This window comes from Rhizobium sp. NZLR10, assembly GCF_019685125.1.
GTDB lineage: Bacteria > Pseudomonadota > Alphaproteobacteria > Rhizobiales > Rhizobiaceae > Rhizobium.
Genome location: NZ_JABDWE010000018.1, coordinates 83,590 through 103,314 on the forward strand (window position 1 = coordinate 83,590; position 19,725 = coordinate 103,314).

12 protein-coding genes are annotated in these 19,725 nt (G+C 61.0%); 4 read left to right on the forward strand and 8 right to left on the reverse strand.

Annotated elements, in window-relative coordinates:
* Positions 1-177: 177 nt before the first annotated feature.
* A complete protein-coding gene (locus HJB82_RS24210; protein ID WP_207582430.1) occupies positions 178-543 on the forward strand; it encodes a helix-turn-helix domain-containing protein in 366 nt (121 codons plus the stop codon).
* Between the two features lie 145 nt (positions 544-688).
* Here the strand turns inward: HJB82_RS24210 and HJB82_RS24215 are convergent, their stop codons facing one another.
* From HJB82_RS24215 to HJB82_RS24245, 7 genes are all read right to left on the reverse strand, one after another.
* Positions 689-889 (reverse strand): hypothetical protein, encoded by a 201-nt coding sequence (locus HJB82_RS24215; RefSeq protein ID WP_007634143.1) that lies wholly within the window; start codon positions 887-889, stop codon positions 689-691.
* Positions 890-1,273: 384 nt separating this feature from the next.
* Positions 1,274-2,401, reverse strand: coding sequence for a molecular chaperone DnaJ (gene dnaJ / locus HJB82_RS24220; protein WP_207582431.1), 1,128 nt, complete (start codon positions 2,399-2,401; stop codon positions 1,274-1,276).
* A gap of 86 nt (positions 2,402-2,487) precedes the next feature.
* Entirely contained in the window at positions 2,488-4,404 is a 1,917-nt protein-coding gene (gene dnaK / locus HJB82_RS24225; RefSeq protein WP_007634141.1) for a molecular chaperone DnaK, read from the reverse strand.
* A gap of 381 nt (positions 4,405-4,785) precedes the next feature.
* Positions 4,786-7,125 carry a transglycosylase domain-containing protein gene (locus tag HJB82_RS24230; protein WP_221141763.1) on the reverse strand — a complete coding sequence of 780 codons (2,340 nt, stop codon included), beginning with the start codon at positions 7,123-7,125 and terminating at the stop codon, positions 4,786-4,788.
* A 331-nt stretch (positions 7,126-7,456) separates the two neighbouring features.
* On the reverse strand, positions 7,457-7,678 hold the full coding sequence (locus HJB82_RS24235; RefSeq protein WP_164006054.1) for a hypothetical protein: 222 nt from the start codon (positions 7,676-7,678) through the stop codon (positions 7,457-7,459).
* A 459-nt stretch (positions 7,679-8,137) separates the two neighbouring features.
* Entirely contained in the window at positions 8,138-8,806 is a 669-nt protein-coding gene (locus HJB82_RS24240; protein WP_221141764.1) for an SH3 domain-containing protein, read from the reverse strand.
* A 360-nt stretch (positions 8,807-9,166) separates the two neighbouring features.
* Positions 9,167-10,555 carry a dipeptidase gene (locus tag HJB82_RS24245; RefSeq protein ID WP_207582434.1) on the reverse strand — a complete coding sequence of 463 codons (1,389 nt, stop codon included), beginning with the start codon at positions 10,553-10,555 and terminating at the stop codon, positions 9,167-9,169.
* Between the two features lie 222 nt (positions 10,556-10,777).
* On the opposite strand from HJB82_RS24245, the gene HJB82_RS24250 reads away from it, so the two are divergent.
* Positions 10,778-13,156, forward strand: a complete 2,379-nt coding sequence (locus HJB82_RS24250) for an EAL domain-containing protein (protein ID WP_207582435.1) — start codon at positions 10,778-10,780, stop codon at positions 13,154-13,156.
* 19 nt (positions 13,157-13,175) lie between these two features.
* Here HJB82_RS24250 and HJB82_RS24255 read toward each other — a convergent pair whose 3' ends face one another.
* Positions 13,176-13,592: a MarR family winged helix-turn-helix transcriptional regulator gene (locus HJB82_RS24255; protein WP_164006058.1), complete on the reverse strand. Its 417-nt coding sequence runs from the start codon at positions 13,590-13,592 to the stop codon at positions 13,176-13,178.
* Between the two features lie 509 nt (positions 13,593-14,101).
* Here HJB82_RS24255 and polA point away from each other — a divergent pair.
* Positions 14,102-17,101, forward strand: a complete 3,000-nt coding sequence (gene polA, locus HJB82_RS24260; RefSeq protein WP_221141765.1) for a DNA polymerase I — start codon at positions 14,102-14,104, stop codon at positions 17,099-17,101.
* A gap of 267 nt (positions 17,102-17,368) precedes the next feature.
* Positions 17,369-19,714 (forward strand): DNA translocase FtsK, encoded by a 2,346-nt coding sequence (locus HJB82_RS24265; RefSeq protein ID WP_221141766.1) that lies wholly within the window; start codon positions 17,369-17,371, stop codon positions 19,712-19,714.
* Positions 19,715-19,725: the final 11 nt, after the last annotated feature.

Below are 19,725 nucleotides of genomic sequence, written 5' to 3' on the forward strand. Positions count from 1 at the left end.
GACGGCATCTTTCAGTCCCTTCGAACCCCGGATATTCGGGGTTTCGCCACAATTACCTCAGGCGGCTGACGTGACGTAAGGCACAAAAAAGCAAGTTGAAGTTTGCAACTGCAGGGTTGAGTTATCCTGCAAAAACGATATGGTAAACGAACGGTTTATGTATCAGAGAGTGATGAAGTGCCAGATCCGGTTGATATTATCGTTGGTCGCAACGTAAGGCAGTTTCGCGCCCTTCGCCGTGTTTCCCAGCTCGAGCTTGGCGAAGCACTCGGACTGACTTTCCAGCAGATCCAGAAATACGAAAAGGGGACGAACCGCGTTTCCGCCAGCAAGCTGCATCAGATCGCGGTTTTTCTTGATGTTGAGATATCTGCTCTTTTCGAGGGAGCCGGCATATCGCAATTCGGCAGCCGCATCGAACTCAGCCCCGACGCCTATGCGCTGGCGCTGAGCTACGACAGACTGAGCTCGCCGGCAGGCAAGGAAGCGGTCAAGACCATCGTCACCCTGATGACTGGCCAAGCGGTCGAAACCGCCGCCTGATTCACCGAGCGCCACGCAAAGCATGACCTGCCCGGATCCGGATGATATCTGGACACATATAGCCGTGCGGCAATTTGGGGAGGCGACGTGCATCAAGACGAAGACCGGACGCATGTCTGTTGATTGAGATTCTACGTCGCGCGTTTTAGTGAATGTCGCATTCGTGCAGCGCCATCAGCAGATCGTCCTGCGTCTGGTGGCCGGCATGATAGAGGTCGATCGCGATGCTGGCGACGGAAAGCCCCTGCTGGCTGCGAAGCTTGATGTTGCGCTCGGCGCACCATGTGTAGAGGGCGCCGGCGAGAACGTCGACGTCGTCGGACTGGGAGGAAAAGGCTGGCGCCATGGCAGATACCCTTGGTTTAATTGTTCCCGGTAGAGCGCCGCGTATCGAAAATCGATTTTGATTTTCGGGTTATGCGCTGACGGCAGAGACTGAATTCATTTGGAAAACTTGCAAGCGACATCACGTGGCTGCGTTAACGCAAGTCGTGTTCCGGCGCGCGGCCGTGTCGATCTGGGACAAGGCGGCGGAGATGCACGGCAAATGTCTCAAATCGGGATCTGCTGAACGAAAAGCCGGAGGCGTTTCCGTCCCCGGCCTTGGAAATGGTGATGTCGATTGCGGCCAAAGCCCGTCGTCAAATTTGATTCATCCGACGCGCTTTAGGCTTTTGTTTTTAGGCATGTCGTTATCCCGGAACTGCCGCACACTTCCTGATGACATGCATTAGCCCTCGAAGAATTCCTTCATCCGGGCGAAGAAGCCGGTCGATTCGGGATTGTTCTCCTTCGAGGAAAGCTGCTCGAATTCCTGCAGCAGTTCGCGCTGGCGCTTGGTGAGCTTTTGCGGCGTCTCGATCTGGATCTGGATGTAGAGGTCGCCCGACTGCGCCGAACGCAGCACCGGCATGCCCTTGCTCTTCAGGCGGAACTGTTTGCCGGCCTGCGTGCCCTCGGGCACGCTGACGCGCGACTTGGTGCCGTCGAGCGTCGCCACGTCGAAAGTTCCGCCGAGAGCGGCCGTCGTCATCGAGATCGGAACGGCGCAATAGAGATCGGCTCCGTCGCGCTGATAGAACTCATGCGGTTTGACGGACAGGAAGATATAGAGGTCGCCTGCCGGCCCGCCGCGGGCGCCGGCTTCACCCTCGCCCTGCAGGCGGATGCGTGTACCGTCTTCGATGCCGGCCGGAATATTGACCGAGAGCGAACGCTCTTCCGTCACCCGGCCCTGGCCGTGGCATTTCGGGCAGGGATCGGGAATGATCTGGCCGCGGCCGTGGCAGGTCGGGCAGGTCCGCTCGATCGAGAAGAAGCCCTGTGCGGCGCGCACGCGCCCGCTTCCCTGGCAGGTGCCGCAATTCTTCGGCTGCGTGCCGGGCTTGGCACCCGAACCCGAACAGACGTCGCAGGTGATCGAGGTGGGAACGCGGATCTGCGCCGTCTTGCCGGCGAACGATTCTTCCAGCGTTATTTCCATGTTGTAGCGGAGATCGGCGCCGCGTTCGCGGCCGCCCGACGAGCGCTGGCGCGCACGCCCTCCGCCCATCATCTCGCCGAAGATATCCTCGAAGATGTCGGAGAAGCCGCCGCCGGCAAATCCGCCGCCCCCGCCGCCCATGCCGCCATGCTCGAAGGCCGCGTGGCCATAACGATCATAGGCCGCCCGCTTCTGCGGGTCCTTGAGCATCTCGTAGGCTTCGTTGATTTCCTTGAACTTGCGTTCGGCGTCCTTGTCATCCGGGTTCTTGTCCGGATGGAATTTCATCGCCAGTTTGCGGAAGGCGCTCTTCAGCTCTTTCTCGTCCGCCGTCTTGGCTACACCCAGAGTTTCGTAATAGTCCGCTTTTGCCATTAAGAATTAAACCCCGGAAATGGATTTTCCGGCTGCCATGGTGAGCAGCCGGATCAGATGTTGAAGCATAACCACGCCGTCGCGGATTACGCGGACTTCTTGCGGTCGTCGTCCTTGATTTCCTCGTAGTCGGCATCGACGACATTGTCGCCGCCTTCCGCAGAGGCATCGCCGGCAGCGCCGCCTTCGGCCTGCTGCGCTTCATAAATCGCCTGGCCGAGCTTCATCGACACTTCCATCAGCGTCTGGGTCTTCGCCTTGATGTCGTCGGCATCCGGCTCGGATGCTTCCGAAGCCGTCTTCAGCGCGGCGATTGCATCCGAGATCGCGGTGCGGTCGGCCTCGGAAACCTTGTCGCCATAATCCTTCAACGACTTTTCCGTGGAATGGATCAGGCTTTCGGCCTGGTTCCGGGCTTCGACGGACTCGCGACGCTTCTTGTCCTCGGTGGCATGGGCTTCGGCATCCTTCACCATCTTCTCGATGTCGGCGTCGGAAAGTCCGCCGGAAGCCTGGATGCGGATCTGCTGTTCCTTGCTGGTGCCCTTGTCCTTGGCCGAAACCTGCACGATGCCGTTGGCGTCGATGTCGAAGGTGACTTCGATCTGCGGCATGCCGCGCGGCGACGGCGGCAGGCCGACGAGGTCGAACTGGCCGAGCAGCTTGTTGTCGGCAGCCATTTCACGCTCGCCCTGCGAAACGCGGATGGTAACGGCCTGCTGGTTGTCTTCGGCTGTCGAGAAGGTCTGGCTCTTCTTCGTCGGGATCGTCGTGTTGCGTTCGATCAGGCGGGTGAAGACACCACCGAGTGTCTCGATGCCAAGCGACAGCGGCGTCACGTCGAGAAGCAGCACGTCCTTGACGTCGCCCTGCAGAACGCCGGCCTGGATGGCGGCACCGAGGGCCACCACTTCATCCGGGTTGACGCCCTTGTGCGGCTCCTTGCCGAACAGCTGCTTGACGACTTCCTGTACCTTCGGCATGCGGCTCATGCCGCCGACGAGAACCACTTCGTCGATTTCGGCGGCGGTGACGCCGGCATCCTTGAGCGCTGCCTTGGCCGGCGCGATCGTGCGCTGAACCAGATCGTCGACCAAGCTCTCGAGCTTGGCGCGGGTCAGCTTCAGCGTCAGATGCTTCGGGCCGGAGGCATCGGCCGTGATGAACGGCAGGTTGATTTCGGTCTGCTGCGAGGACGAAAGCTCGATCTTCGCCTTCTCCGCAGCTTCCTTGAGGCGCTGCAGGGCAAGCTTGTCGTTCTTCAGGTCGATGCCGTTGTCCCGCTTGAATTCGCCGACGAGATATTCGACGAGGCGCATGTCGAAGTCTTCACCGCCGAGGAACGTATCGCCGTTGGTGGACTTCACTTCGAAGACGCCGTCGCCGATCTCGAGGATGGAGATATCGAAGGTACCGCCACCAAGGTCGTAGACGGCAATCGTCTTGCCTTCTTTTTTGTCGAGGCCGTAGGCGAGTGCGGCAGCGGTCGGCTCGTTGATGATACGCAGAACTTCAAGACCGGCGATGCGGCCGGCATCCTTGGTTGCCTGTCGCTGCGCGTCGTTGAAATAGGCGGGAACAGTGATGACGGCCTTCTCGACCTTTTCGCCGAGATAGGATTCGGCAGTTTCCTTCATCTTCTGAAGGATCATCGCGGAAATCTGTGCGGGCGAGTAGCCCTTGCCATTGGCTTCGACCCAGGCGTCGCCATTGTCACCCTTGACGATGGTAAAGGGAACGAGGTGCTTGTCCTTCTCGACGGTCGGGTCCTCATAGCGGCGGCCGATCAGGCGCTTGACCGCAAAGAGTGTGTTCGTCGGGTTGGTGACCGCCTGGCGCTTGGCCGGCTGCCCGACGAGGCGTTCGCTATCCTCGGAAAATGCCACCATGGAAGGGGTCGTGCGTGCACCTTCCGCATTCTCGATAACCTTCGCGTCCTTGCCGTCCATGACTGCGACGCAGGAATTCGTCGTTCCAAGGTCGATACCAATTACTTTTGCCATGTCATTCTCTCCTTGAAGCAAGCTGTCGGAACCCCGAGAAGGCATTTCCCTGACAGCCCCTTACGGGATGGGTCTACTTGATTACGCAATCGTGATTGCGGTGATGCGGCGTATATAAGGAGCGGTTTTCTGGACTGCAAGGCGAGAAATCGCCCGGAATCCAGCAAAACGAATGTGTTGCATTCATTTTTTACAGTCACCGGGAAGGAGGTCGCCCCATGTCCGGAAAGCCGCCGATTTCTGATGCCTGTCGTCCTCACGTGTGAAGCGGTTCCGGAATAACGGCGTGCATCAAAACAAAGACCAAAGTGCGTCGCTGAACCAATTCCGACGCAACGCGCTTCTGAGCATCGGGCCCGCGCCGTGCATGCAGCAAAACTCTCACTGGCCCATGATCAGATCGAGCAGCGTCGTGCGCCGCGGCTGGACGGTAGAGGTTGTCTGTGGCGCCCCGACATCGCCGGGTGGAACCATGCCCTCGTAGCCAGAACCGCCGCCTCCGGCAATGTCTCCAGGCGGAACCGGGCCGTTGCCGGAGGTCGCCGCCTGCTGTCGGGCAGGCGCTTGCGGATAGCGATTTGCATTGTCGTTGCCGCCGAAGACGCCGGAAATGATCCCACCGATCGTCGAAGGCGACGCTTCGGCCGTCATCGGTTGCCCGCTTCCAGATTGTCCAGCCCCGGGTGCTGTCTGCGCCATCGGCTGACCATTATTCGGATCGGCGATCAATTGGCCGTTGCCGAAGAGCGGCGCTGGCGAAAGTCCCTTGTGGGCGGCGACCATGAATTCCTTCCAGGCCTTGGCGGGCAAGCCGCCGCCGGTCACCTTCTTCATCGGCTTGCCGTCATCATTGCCGAACCAGACCCCCGTGGTGAGGTTGCTGGTGAAGCCGACGAAGAGCGCGTCGCGCGAATTCTGCGTCGTGCCGGTCTTTCCTGCCGCCTGCCAGCCGGGGATCTTGGCGCTCTTGCCGGTGCCGTTGTCGATGACGCCCATCATCATCGCATCCATTTCGGCGACGATCTGCTCGGACAGCACACGTGGCGGGCTGTCATAGGTATTTTCGTAGAGAACCTTGCCTTCGGCGGTCGTCACCCGGCGGATGACGTGCGGCGTCGCCTTGTAGCCGCCATTCATGAAGGCGGCATAGGAGGCGGTGAGTTCCATCAGCGACACTTCTGAAGTGCCGAGCGCGATCGAGGCGTTCGGTTGCAGCTCGCTTTCGATGCCGAGCCGGTGGGCAAGCTTGATCACCTGATCCGGCCCGTCATACATTACCAGCTGGGCGGCCACGGTGTTCAGCGACTTGGCAAGTGCGGTAGCCAGCGTCACTTCGCCATTGTATTTCTTCTCGTAATTTTCGGGCGTCCAGTCGCCGATCCGGATCGGCGCGTCATTGAACACCGAATAGGGCGTCAGCCCCTTCTCCAGGGCGGCAGCATAGACGAAGGGCTTGAACGAGGAGCCCGGCTGGCGCTTGGCCTTGACGGCGCGGTTGAACTGGCTCGTCGCATAGTCTCTGCCGCCGACGAGCGCCCGGATCGCACCGGTGCCGTCGATCGACACGAGGGCCGCCTGCGAAGCGTCGAGCTTCCCGCCCTCCTTGTCGAGCACGTCGACCAGCGATTGCTCGGCCTTCTTTTCCAGCGACTTGTCGATGGTCGTATCGACGATGACGTCTTCCTTGACGTCGCCGATCAGGCCCGGCAGTTCGTCCATCACCATGTCGGCGACGTAGTGTCCGGCCCCTGACCAATAGCTCTTGGCCGAAGCCGGGGCCTGCGACATCGCGGTCTTGACTTCGGAATCGGTAATGAAGCCCTGCTCGCGCATTGCCGCAAGCACGAGTTGGGCGCGCGCATTCGCGGCTTCCGGGTCGCGGGCCGGCGAAAGTCGCGACGGCGCCTTGAGCAGGCCGGCCAGCACCGCGGCCTCGCCGAGGTTCACGTCACGCGCCGATTTATTGAAATAACGGCGTGAGGCCGCTTCGACGCCATAGGCGTTCGATCCGAAGAACACCCGGTTGAGATACATCGCAAGGATCTGGTCCTTGGTGTATTTCTGCTCCAGCCAGAGCGAGAGCAGCACCTCCTGCACCTTGCGTTCCAGCGTCCTTTCGGGGGAGAGGAAGAGGTTCTTGGCAAGCTGCTGTGTCAGCGTCGAGCCACCCTGCACCATGTGGCCAGCCGTAAAATTGGTCACGATCGCCCTGCCGAGGCCGAGCGGATCGACGCCGAAATGCGAATAGAAACGCCGATCCTCGATGGCGATGACGGCTTCCGGAATATAGGGCGACATGTTTTCGAGCGACAGCGCTTCGCCGCCGGTGGCGCCGCGATTGGCGATGACGCTGCCGTCGACGGCGGTGATCTTGACGTTCGGCGGCCGTTCCGGGATCGCCCATGTGCTGGCGCTCGGCATGCGCGAGCCATAATAGACGACAAGCCCGGCAACGCCGATGCCGGCCCAGATGAACAGCACGACGCACCAGTAGATCACGCGGCGCAGGAAGCCGAAAAAGCCGCCGCCTTCGCGCTCCCGCGGCTCGCGCCGCCGCCGAGGGACGGCACGTTGCGGCGGCGGTTTTGAGCCGCCGCGCCGCGGGGATCGGCTTCCGGCAATGCGATCGTCGGCATCGAGCGAAAATGCGTCATCGTCGCGTGCCGGGCGGCCGTTGAACGACGGTTCGATTCTGTCGCCTGATCTGCTTCTGCCTGCCATCGCCGACCGGTCACACCCCATGTTCGATCGCGAAGCGTGACTTCGCACAACGGCACTCTTCCACAGCGCCGCGCGTCTTCTCAGACGCGCAAAGGACGCTGTAGCACTTTGAATGGCTGCATAATTCTATCCCCAAATCGGTTCCGATTTAGGGAATCATGCAACGGGCGCCGCGATCATCCGACTGGACTGTAAATGCGGCGATTTAACGGGGTATTAATTATGGAAAGCAAAGCAGATCGCGCCAAAAAGCGCGTCGTCATTCCTGCTTTATATGCGATGCGCTTTATCCCAAAACCGCTGCGCACTTTTGGGCGACATGCGTTGGCGCTCAGAACTGGCGGGCCTCGTAATCGTCGAGCGTTTCCGGGTCCTGCTTATATTCCCACTCGCCGAGATGAAAGCGGCGCCAGATCTGGCCGGAAGGGTTGAGGTTCGCCCCATCGGTAAGTCGCACAGGAAGGAGTGGGTTGTGTTTATGCCATACGGTAACGTCTATCGCGGCTGCCCGAGCGCCGAAAAGCCCTAGGAAAGCCAAGTAGTCTTGCGTCATCAGGGTCCAGCCTCGAACGGATCGAAATCGATCCGCAACGTCTCAAAACTGCAACAAAGAATCCCGCAAGACAAGAGCATCAAGCGTGCTCTCAGATCAATTTGTCGGTGGCCTGTTGCAGGCATGGATGCCAGTCATGGCGACTGTCAAAAATCTCACTCTCGACGGGACGGAGCAAAGCCGCCGGATGATCTTTATCGGCGTGACGCCGAAATGCGCGCGCTGCGTTCGTCGCACATCTTCTGTCTGCTGGTCGGAACCAATTGGCGCCGCGATTGTTTAGGGAAAAGCGGGACAACCCCTCACGTTCCGCGCATGATCGGCCGTCTCCCCTCAACACGCGCCGATCGACATCAGGCCCGGTGCATCCCTCTCGGGAGCGCCGGGCTTTTTCTTGCGTACCCGCCGGTGCCCGGGAAAACCTCGAAAGGGACGGCGCTGCGGCCGCCCCTTTGGATCTCATTGGTCGCAGGAGGGATCGCCGGGCCGGCAATCAAAATCCCTGCCATTGGGTCTGCGATCTCCATCTCTCCGGTCGCCCCGTCGATTGTCGTCGCGCCCATCCTGATTGCCATTTCGATTGCGCCAGTCTCTATCGCCGTCCCGGTTGCGATCCCCGTCGCGCCATTTCCGATCGCGATCCCGGTTGTCTCGATCCCGGTTGTCGCGATCGCGATTGTCGCGATCCCGAATGTCGCGATCTCGATTGTCGCGGTAATAGTCGTCCGGGCCGCGGCTCCAGCGGTCCCGCTCGCGATAGAAATCGCGGTTGCGGTAGTAGCGATCCCAGTAATTGTCGACGCTGAAGCGGATGACCGGGATGCCGAGCGGACGGTAATATTGCGGACCGACAAAGATACGGCGCTGCTGGTAGAGAGCCTGCACATATTGGCCGGATACCCAGCCGCGGCCGCCGTAGAACTCCACATCGCACCAGTTGACGTCGGGAAGGCACCCGCGGATCTCGACGGAAGAACCGGCGGGTATCACCGCGACGGCGGGGTATCGGGTGCTCGGACCGGCGCGCATGTTGACGTTCGCCGTCGAATAGCCCTCGGCAGCCTGCGCCATGACAGGCGCCAGCATGAAGAGACCAGCCGCGGCGATTTTAGCAAACAGATTTTTCACGCTTTTCTCACTCCTCATAGGCGCATTTTGGGGCTGCGCCCGGCTGCACTTGCCTGGCATCTGCCGTCTGAAAGGAAAGGTGAAACGACCGCCCCGCACTTGCGAGAGCGTTATTATTCACTTTGTCTTTCAATGGCTTATAGTGGTCCGTGATGAACGTAGCTTGAACGGGGAATTTCTATCGATGTGGCGCAGTGCTTCCGACAACCTGGCGATCGCGTGCGCCGTTAACGATCCGTTAACCTTTCGGAGGCAGTCTGGCTGCCATACCCGCTTCTCATTGACCACGGATGAACTGGCACTGAGCGAGTGGATGACGAAAGGCCGGTTTTAACCGGCCTTTTTGTTATTGCGTTTCCTTCAGGCGGCGAGCGCCTGGAGAATCCGGACCCATGAACGGATACCCTTGTGGTAGGAGACGAGCTCGTATTTCTCGTTCGGCGAATGGATGCGGTCATCGCTGAGGCCGAAGCCGACAAGCAGCGATTCCATGCCGAGCATCTTCTGAAAGTCGCCGACGATCGGGATCGAGCCGCCCATGCCGATGACGATGGCGGGTTTCGGCCACTCGTCGGAAAGCGCGGTCTTCGCCTTGGTCAGAACGGGCGAATCATAGGAGAGATGAATAGCCGGCGAACCGCCATGCGGATGGAACTCGACCGAGCAATCGGCGGGAATCTTCGAGGTGACATAGCTGCGGAAAGCCTCGCGGATGGCGGCCGGATCCTGCGTGCCGACGAGGCGGAACGAAACCTTCGCCGAAGCCTTGGCGGCGATCACTGTCTTGAAGCCTTCGCCGGTATATCCGCCCCAGATGCCGTTGATTTCGGCGGTCGGCCGCGCCCAGGTGAGTTCGAGCACCGAACGGCCCTTTTCGCCCGAGGGAACGGAAAGGCCGACTTCGCCGAGAAAGCTCTCCGCGGTCTTGCCCAGCGTCTCCCATGACGCCTTGATGTTCTCAGGGGTTTCCTCGACGCCGTCGTAGAAGCCGTCGAGCGTGATGCGGCCGGTTTCGTCATGCAGGCCGGCGAGAGCCTCGACGAGAATATGGATCGGGTTGGCGGCAGCGCCTCCGAAGAGACCGGAATGCAGGTCGCGGTCGGCGGCCGTCACGGTTACTTCTTCGCCGACAAGGCCGCGCAGCGCGGCGGCGATCGCCGGCGTGTCGCGATCCCACATGCCGGTATCGCAGACCAGCGCACAGTCGGCCTTAAGCTCGGCGGCATTGGCTTCGAGGAAAGGCTTCAGCGACGGCGAACCGGATTCTTCCTCGCCCTCGAAGAGAATGGTGACGCGGCAGGGAAGTGCGCCGTGGATCTCCTTATAGGCGCGGCAGGCCTCGAGGAAAGTCATCAACTGGCCCTTGTCGTCGGACGTGCCGCGGCCGGTCAGGATCTTGCGGCCGTCGCCGACATCCTTGATCGATGGTTCGAAGGGGTCGTTTTCCCAGAGCTCGATCGGATCGACCGGCTGAACGTCGTAATGGCCATAGAACAGAACGTGCGGCGCATCGGTGGACGCGCCGGCATGATGGGCGACCACCATCGGATGGCCAGGTGTGTCGCGCACCGAGGCTTCGAAGCCGAGCGTCTGGAGATATGCGACAAGCCATTCGGCGGCCTTGCGGCATTCGGCTTTGTAGGCGGGATCGGTGGAAATCGACTGGATGCGCAGCAGTTCGAACAATTTTTCGAGGCTTGATGAAAGGTTCTGATCCGCGCGCGAAAGCACCGGTTGTATATCGGTCATTTTCGACTCCTTTTCGAAATTTGGCCGGACGATAGACCAAACCAGGAAAGCAGGCGAGGCGGAAAACGTAAAAATCAGGCGGGAGGCGCAAGAGTGCTGAAGCGACGTGGATCGGTCTTATGGAGGGCCGTTTCACGATAATAAAGAAAGACCTAATTCAATTTACAGTTAATTAGCACAACCTAAATAGCATCGGCCAAAACCAGCTGTTCGGGGGCGCAGATGTTTTCGGTCATTGCATGTATTCGCGACAATCACGATTGGCGGCTAGTCGTGGCGGCGGCCGCGGTCTGCCTGGTTGGCGTCATGGCGGCGATGCTGCTGTATTCCCGTGCCCAGGACTGCGACGCCGGACGCCGCAAGCTCTGGATCGGCGCGTCGGGCTTTGCCTTCGGCACCGGCGTATGGGCAACGCATTTCATCGCGATGCTCGCTTATGATGGCGGCACGCCAATCAGCTACGCGCTCGACCTGACGCTGCTTTCCTTTCTCCTGTCGGTGGTCGGCTCATGGGTGGCGATCCTCGCCGCTTCGCAACGTGACGGAAGATTTTCCTCTATCCGCGGCGGCGTTCTGATGGCCCTCGGCATCGCTTCCATGCACCTGACCGGCATGCAGGCGATCGAGGCGCAGGCTGTTATCCTCTACGATCCTCTGATGACACTGACGGCGGTCCTTGCCGGAATGCTTCTGTCGAGCGCCGCTTTCCATATCTTTTTCAGTCTGAAGGGGATGAGGCGTCTCCTCACCTCATCGCTGGTGTTCGTCCTCGCCATCTGCACTCTTCACTTCATTTCGATGGGCAGCATTACGCTCGTCCCGGACCCCGGTATGGAGGTTCCCACATCGGTGCTCGACACCAGGGTGCTTGCGGCGATCGTCGTGGTGGCGGCAACGGCTCTTATCCTGGTCGCACTTGCCGTGGTCTTCGTCCAAAGCCATCTGACGGATCTGCGCGGGCTTGCCAATGCCTCGCAGGAGGGGTTGCTGATCCTGCGCGAAGGCCGGATCATCGATGCCAACGAACGATTCCAGGCCTTATCAGGCTGGAAGCTTGCCGATCTCTCGGGTAAGGTCCCCTCGGATGTGCTGACGGTCGTTCAGGGACCTCGGGAGAACCGGCCCGGCGAGACGCTGCTAAACACCCGCGCCGGCCGAGAGATTGCCGTAGAAGCGACCTCCAGCAAGATCGTTTATCGTGGCCGCAATTGCGAGGTGCTGGCGGTGCGCGATCTCACCGAGCGCAAGCAGGCCGAGGAGATGATCGAGCATCTCGCCCATCACGACGTGCTCACCGATCTGCCGAACAGGTCGCTGTTCGACACCCGCATCCGGCAGGCGCTGCAGGTGGCGGAGCGAAAGAACACCGAGGTGGCGCTGTTCTGTCTCGACCTCGATCGATTCAAGGCCGTCAATGACATCTTCGGCCACGCCGAAGGCGACCGCATTCTCCGCAAGGTTGCCTCTATCCTGCGCCGGGTGGCCGGTGAGAGCGATACGATCGCCCGGCTCGGCGGCGACGAATTCGCCATCATCCAATCCGCTGGGCAGCAGCCGGCGTCGGCGCAAAAGCTTGCGGCTGATATCATCGACGAATTCGCCGCCGAGATGGACACGGCCCGTGACCCCACAGCCGTCGGCGTCAGCCTCGGCATCGCGCTCTATCCAAGAGATGGGCGCACGGCCGAAGAACTCTGCAACAATGCCGATACCGCACTCTACCGCGTCAAGCATGATGGTCGCGGCCGGGCTTGTTTCTTCGACGCGGAGATGGACGAAGCGGCGCGGAACCGCCGCCAGATCGAAAGCGACCTGCGCCATGCAATCATCCGCAATCAACTCCATGTCAACTATCAGCCGATCCTCAATGCACAGAGCGGCGAGATCAGCGGCTACGAGGCCTTGATGCGCTGGCACCGGCCGGGCCACGGCATGACCGAGCCCGACATTTTCATCCCCGTCGCCGAGGAAAGCGGTTCGATCGTTCAGCTCGGCGAATGGATATTGCGGCAGGCCTGCATGGAGGCCGCGCGCTGGCCGCAGCCGCTGACGATTGCAGTCAATGTTTCACCGGTGCAGTTCATGCTGCCCAACCTGTGCGAGCGGATCGAGGCGGTGCTTGCCGAGACCGGGCTCGCACCCGATCGGCTGGAGCTTGAGATCACCGAGGCAGCGCTGATCCGCGATCGCGACCGGGTGATGGCAATGCTGCAGCGCCTGCGGAGGTTGGGGGTGCACATTGTCATGGACGATTTCGGCACCGGTTACTCTTCGCTCTCGAACCTGCGCTCGTTTCCCTTCGACAAGATCAAGGTCGACCGCAGCTTCACCGGCGTGCTGGAGCATGACGCGGCGGCGCGATCGATCGTGCGCGCTATCATCGGTCTCGGCCACAGCCTCGGCATGCCCGTCGTCACCGAGGGTGTGGAAACGGAGATGCAGCGCCAGATCGTCGTCGAGGAAGGTTGCGCACAGGTGCAGGGCCTGTTGCTCGGCAAGCCGGATATCGAGCCGAGCTTGAAGCTAGCCGTCGGTAAAAACGTCCGGCAGGCCGGACCCGGCATGCCGCCGCGACGGCGCACACGCCTTGTCAACGAATAATCTCAGCAAATAATCCCGGTCAGAGCGCCTTGGCGTTTTCCAGAAGCCGGCGGATATATTCAAGTGTCAGCTCGCGCTCGAAAACCCGAAAACCTTTAAACAGCGCAAGGTCGGCCTCACGCGCGGTCTCGATCGCCTCGGCCTCCATGGCGCTGGCCTTCGGCGTCAGGAAGAGCAGTTGCGCCCGCTTATCGGATGGATGCGGCCGGCGTTCGATCAACCCGTCGCGGACCATGCGCGAAAGCGTGTTGGCCATGGTCGCCTGCTCGATATCGACCCGCTCGAGAAGCTGTTTCTGGGTCAGCCCGTCTTCGGCCCAGAGTTCCAGCAGAATGGGGAACTGGCCCGGAGAAAAACCGAGCCCGACCGCGCGCTGGTGCAGCGAGCGGGCAAAACCCTTCGCCAGCTGGCTGGCAAGGTAGGCTCCCGAATCCATGCGGTTAAATCCCATGATTGCAAGTTAGGCTCAAAACCATGCTGGAGACAATGCAGCAAATCGCATGCGATGCTTCAAAATATGCAAGCGACGATGATAATTTCGAGTGTCCGGGAAAAACAAAAGTCGCCATGGCCTGGAGGTTGGCCATGGCGACCTTAAAGTGGGGACAAAGGCCCGGAGAGGGGGATAAGGCCTTTGTCCAAGCCTGACGCGGCGGGGGACAAGCCGGTAGTCAGACCCGCGGCGCGATCAAGCGCCGGTGACATGGATTTGTGCCTGTGAATGTGGTTTTTCAAGGGAGGGCGACCGTTACAAATCGGTAACAGTTTGGTGAGCGGAATCTCCGCTGCACAATTCCTCGATTCGGAATGCGGTTTAAGGAAAAAATTATGCGTCCATTCAAAGTGCGACAGCGTCCTTTGCGCCTCTGAATAGAGGTGCGTAACCCTTTTCGCGCGCCGAACTTTATATAGACCTCGTCCCGTGCCCGCGCTATCCATGCACCCATGAAAAAAGGCGATCACCTCTTCCTAATCGATGGTTCCGGATTCATCTTCCGGGCGTTTCATGCACTGCCACCGCTGACCCGCAAGACCGATGGCCTGCCGATCGGCGCCGTTTCCGGTTTCTGCAACATGCTGTGGAAGTTGTTGAGGGATGCGCGCAATACCGATGTCGGCGTGAAGCCGACACACCTTGCAGTCATCTTCGATTATTCCGCCAAGACGTTTCGCAAGGATCTTTACGACGCATATAAGGCGAACCGGTCCGCCCCGCCGGAGGAGCTCATCCCGCAATTTGGCCTGATCCGCCAAGCCACCCGCGCCTTCAACCTGCCCTGCATCGAGACCGAAGGTTTTGAGGCCGACGATATCATCGCCACTTACGCCCGCCAGGCTGAGGCATCCGGCGCCGATGTCACCATCGTCTCCTCCGACAAGGACCTGATGCAGCTCGTCAGTCCCAATGTCCATATGTATGACAGCATGAAGGACAAGCAGATCGGCATTCCTGACGTCATCGAGAAATGGGGCGTGCCGCCAGAAAAGATGATCGATCTGCAGGCGATGACCGGTGATTCCGTCGACAATGTTCCCGGAATTCCCGGCATCGGCCCGAAAACCGCCGCCCAGCTTCTTGAGGAATACGGCGATCTCGACACGCTGCTCGAACGCGCCACCGAGATCAAGCAGGTCAAGCGCCGCGAGACGATCCTCGCCAATATCGATATGGCGAGGCTCTCGCGCGACCTCGTGCGGCTGCGCACCGATGTGCCGCTCGATCTCGATCTCGACGCGCTGGTGCTGGAGCCGCAGAACGGCCCGAAGCTGATAGGCTTCCTCAAGACCATGGAATTCACGACGCTGACGCGCCGCGTCGCCGAAGTCTGCGATTGCGATGCGAACGCCATCGAACCGGCGATCGTCAACGTCGAATGGGGTAAGGCTGCCCACGGCCCCGATCTCGATGCGGCCGAGCCGGCCCCCGTTGCCGGCGGCATCCCCGAGGTTTCCGGCGAATCGGTGCCGGTGCCAGCCCGTGCGAAGGCAAAGACCGCCGTCGAAGGCGCCTTCTCACCCGCCGATCTTGCCAAGGCGCGCGCCGACGCCTTTGCGACGCTGCCCTTCGATCATTCGGCCTATGTGACGATCCGCGATCTGGCGACGCTCGACCGGTGGATCGCCGATGCGCGCGATACCGGCCTCGTTGCTTTCGATACCGAGACCACCTCGCTCGATGCGATGCAGGCCGAGCTTGTCGGCTTTTCGCTGGCGATCGCCGACAATGTGGCCGATCCCACCGGCACCAAGATCCGCGCCGCCTATGTGCCGCTCACCCACAAGAACGGCGTCGGCGATCTGCTCGGCGGCGGCCTTGTCGAAAACCAGGTCGCCATGCGCGATGCCTTGCCGCGGCTGAAGGCATTGCTGGAGGACGGGGCGGTTCTCAAGGTCGCGCAGAACCTGAAATACGACTATCTGCTGTTGAAGCGCTACGGCATCGAGACCAGGAGTTTCGACGACACGATGTTGATCTCCTACGTGCTCGACGCCGGCACCGGCGCCCATGGCATGGACCCGCTCTCGGAAAAATTCCTCGGTCATACCCCGATCCCCTACAAGGACGTGGCCGGCAGCGGCAAAGCGAATGTCACCTTCGATCTCGTCGATATCGATCGCGCCACCCATTATGCGGCCGAGGATGCCGACGTGACGCTGCGCCTCTGGCTGGTGCTGAAGCCACGGCTGGCGGCGGCAGGACTGACCAGCGTTTATGAACGGCTGGAGCGGCCGCTGCTGCCGGTGCTGGCGCGCATGGAAGCGCGCGGCATCACCGTCGACCGGCAGATCCTGTCGCGCCTGTCCGGCGAGCTGGCCCAGGGCGCCGCCAGGCTGGAAGACGAGATCTATGTGCTGGCCGGCGAGCGCTTCAATATCGGCTCGCCGAAGCAGCTGGGCGACATCCTGTTCGGCAAGATGGGCCTTGCCGGCGGCAGCAAGACCAAAACCGGGCAATGGTCCACCTCCGCGCAGGTGCTCGAGGATTTGGCCGCCGCCGGTTTCGAGCTGCCGCGCAAAATCGTCGACTGGCGCCAGGTCACCAAGCTGAAGTCCACTTATACCGACGCGCTCCCGGGCTATGTCCACGCAGAAACCAAACGGGTCCACACCTCCTATTCGCTGGCATCGACGACGACGGGACGCCTGTCCTCCTCCGAGCCGAACCTGCAGAACATTCCGGTGCGCACCGCCGAAGGCCGCAAGATCCGCACCGCCTTCATCTCGACACTTGGCCACAAGCTGATTTCTGCCGACTACAGCCAGATCGAATTGCGCGTGCTTGCCCATGTGGCCGAGATCCCGCAGCTGACCAAGGCCTTCGAGGATGGCGTCGACATTCACGCGATGACCGCGTCGGAAATGTTCGGTGTGCCGGTCGAGGGCATGCCGGGCGAGGTGCGTCGCCGCGCCAAGGCGATCAATTTCGGCATCATCTACGGCATCTCGGCCTTCGGCCTCGCCAATCAGCTATCGATAGAGCGTTCGGAAGCCGGCGACTACATCAAGAAGTATTTCGAGCGTTTCCCGGGCATCCGCGACTATATGGAAAGCCGAAAGGCCATGGCGCGCGACAAGGGTTATGTCGAGACGATCTTCGGGCGGCGAATCAACTATCCCGAAATCCGCTCTTCCAACCCGTCGGTACGCGCCTTCAACGAGCGTGCGGCGATCAACGCGCCGATCCAGGGCTCGGCTGCCGACGTCATTCGCCGGGCGATGATCAAGATGGAGCCGGCGCTGGCTGAAGTCGGCCTTGGCGATCGCGTCCGCATGCTGCTGCAGGTGCATGACGAACTCATCTTCGAAGTCGAGGACGAGGATGTCGAAAAGGCGATGCCGATCATCGTCTCGGTCATGGAAAACGCCACCATGCCGGCGCTCGAAATGCGCGTGCCGCTGAGGGTCGATGCGCGCGCTGCCAGCAATTGGGACGAGGCGCATTGATCCATGTCGCCCAAATGTGTGCATCTTGGGTAAACGACATGCAGAAAACGAGGGCCTGATAGGCTCCGCATCATCAGAGTCGATGCGCCGCACTTCGGGTCCTCACAAAATTGGCAAAGATTTTTCCGCTTAACTCAACTCACTGAAATCGCAGCGATTTAGCGACGGGAGCCGTATCAGAACGATACGGCGGGAAGGAACTTATTAACCTTCCTTTTCTATCCCGGTAGGGTCGTAATTTGTTAGGCATGAGTGAGTAGCGGACGCATGCGTTTTCCCAGAACCAATTTGACGGACGCCGGGGACTTTTCCAGCGAGATTGAAACCGAGCTTCCGGAGATAAATCCCGGAGAAAAGCCGGCGGCACCGATCTGGCAGAGCAATTTTTCTCTCGCGCCGAATGTCCGTTTCACCCGCACGCCGGAAACGCTGATCAGCAAGCGGCGGGCGCCGAATGAGCTTGTTCGGGATGATTCGCAGATTGGACAGCAGGCGATACGCATCGAGCCGGTCGCCGTCGACGTGCCGTTCGATGCCTATCTGCCGGAGCCCTACGAACTTTCCGCAGCACCGCACGTGATCGAACTGCAACCGTCACCCTTGCCCGAAGGGCCCGCCGCGCCTGCCTTCCGCGCCAGTGCCGAGCTTTCTTCCATTTCGGATTTCGCCTTCTGGGAAGTCATGGCCTTCGAAGAAGGTGAGCCGGTTCGCGCGCCTGCCTTGATCTCGTTCCCGAAGGTCGAGACTGCGCCCGAATCGATCACGTCGCTGTTCCGCATCATGGAATGGCGCCCCGGCCGGCCGGCCCCCGCGCCCGTCGCCTCCCGCCCGGTTCAGCCGCCCGCCGCGGTCTCCGCAAAGCTCGCCGTCCGCCCTCCGGCCGCAATATCCCTGGAACGGCTCCGGCGCATTCCTGTCGAGGCACCGGTCGTACCTTCCCCCCAGGCTGCGCCAGCCCCTCAGATTGCGCCAGCTCCTCAAGTCGCGTTGGCGCCTGAGGCTGCGCCGACACCCCGTTCTACGCCGCCCGTCTCCGCGGTCCTGCCCTCGCCGCGTCGTGTGACAAGACCCGAAAAGATCGACGCATCCGGCTATGAGTTTCCGCCGCGTGCCCTCCTGCAGGAACCGCCGGAACGCCTCGGCGAGATCATGTCGCAGGAGACGCTGGAGCAGAATGCCGGGCTTCTGGAAAGTGTACTCGAGGACTTCGGCATCAAGGGTGAAATCATCCATGTCCGCCCCGGCCCAGTCGTCACGCTTTATGAATTCGAGCCGGCGCCGGGCGTGAAATCGTCGCGCGTCATCGGTCTTGCCGACGATATCGCCCGCTCGATGTCGGCGCTCTCGGCCCGTGTCGCCGTCGTCCCCGGCCGCAACGTCATCGGCATCGAATTGCCGAACGTCACTCGTGAAACCGTCTATTTCCGCGAGATGATCGAAAGCCAGGATTTCGAGAAGAGCGGCTACAAGCTGGCGCTCGGTCTCGGCAAGACCATCGGCGGCGAGCCGGTTATTGCCGAACTCGCCAAGATGCCGCATTTGCTCGTCGCCGGCACTACCGGCTCCGGCAAGTCGGTCGCCATCAACACGATGATCCTGTCGCTGCTCTACCGCCTGACGCCGGAACAGTGCCGGCTGATCATGGTCGACCCGAAGATGCTCGAACTTTCCGTCTATGACGGCATCCCGCATCTTCTGACGCCTGTCGTCACCGATCCGAAGAAGGCGGTGATGGCGATGAAATGGGCCGTGCGCGAAATGGAGGAGCGTTATCGCAAGATGTCGCGCCTCGGCGTCCGCAATATCGACGGATATAACGAGCGCGTGGCGCAGGCCCGCGACAAGGGCGAGACGATCCATGTCATGGTCCAGGTCGGCTTCGACAAGGGCACCGGCGTCCCGATCGAGGAAAGCCAGGCGCTCGACCTGACGCCGATGCCCTATATCGTCGTCATCGTCGATGAAATGGCCGACCTGATGATGGTCGCCGGCAAGGAGATCGAAGGTGCGATCCAGCGCCTCGCCCAGATGGCCCGCGCCGCCGGCATCCATCTGATCATGGCGACGCAGCGCCCATCGGTCGACGTCATCACCGGTACGATCAAGGCGAACTTCCCGACCCGCATCTCCTTCCAGGTGACCTCGAAAATCGACAGCCGCACCATCCTCGGTGAACAGGGCGCCGAGCAGCTCCTCGGCCAGGGCGACATGCTGCATATGCAGGGCGGCGGCCGGATTTCCCGCGTCCACGGTCCCTTCGTCTCTGACGTCGAGGTTGAAAAGGTCGTTGCCCATCTGAAAACCCAGGGCCGCCCCGAATATCTCGACACCGTCACCGCCGACGAAGAGGAAGAAACGGAAGAGGAAGAAGCCGGCGCCGTCTTCGACAAGAGCGCCATGGCCTCCGAGGATGGCAACGAGCTATACGAACAGGCGGTGAAGGTCGTCCTGCGCGACAAGAAGTGCTCGACCTCCTACATCCAGCGCCGCCTCGGCATCGGCTATAACAGAGCCGCCTCATTGGTGGAGCGCATGGAGAAGGAAGGTCTGGTCGGCCCGGCCAACCATGTCGGCAAGCGCGAGATCGTTTCCGGGCGGGGTGACGGCGACTAATCAGGCGCGGA

Bases quoted from the DNA above. Each gene is read 5' to 3' on its own strand.
- HJB82_RS24215 (WP_007634143.1), bottom strand. From the start codon at position 889: ATGGCGCCAGCCTTTTCCTCCCAGTCCGACGACGTCGACGTTCTCGCC.
- dnaJ (WP_207582431.1), bottom strand. From the start codon at position 2,401: ATGGCAAAAGCGGACTATTACGAAACTCTGGGTGTAGCCAAGACGGCG.
- dnaK (WP_007634141.1), bottom strand. From the start codon at position 4,404: ATGGCAAAAGTAATTGGTATCGACCTTGGAACGACGAATTCCTGCGTC.
- HJB82_RS24230 (WP_221141763.1), bottom strand. From the start codon at position 7,125: ATGGCAGGCAGAAGCAGATCAGGCGACAGAATCGAACCGTCGTTCAAC.
- HJB82_RS24235 (WP_164006054.1), bottom strand. From the start codon at position 7,678: ATGACGCAAGACTACTTGGCTTTCCTAGGGCTTTTCGGCGCTCGGGCA.
- HJB82_RS24245 (WP_207582434.1), bottom strand. From the start codon at position 10,555: ATGACCGATATACAACCGGTGCTTTCGCGCGCGGATCAGAACCTTTCA.
- HJB82_RS24250 (WP_207582435.1), top strand. From the start codon at position 10,778: ATGTTTTCGGTCATTGCATGTATTCGCGACAATCACGATTGGCGGCTA.
- HJB82_RS24255 (WP_164006058.1), bottom strand. From the start codon at position 13,592: ATGGATTCGGGAGCCTACCTTGCCAGCCAGCTGGCGAAGGGTTTTGCC.
- polA (WP_221141765.1), top strand. From the start codon at position 14,102: ATGAAAAAAGGCGATCACCTCTTCCTAATCGATGGTTCCGGATTCATC.
- HJB82_RS24265 (WP_221141766.1), top strand. From the start codon at position 17,369: ATGCGTTTTCCCAGAACCAATTTGACGGACGCCGGGGACTTTTCCAGC.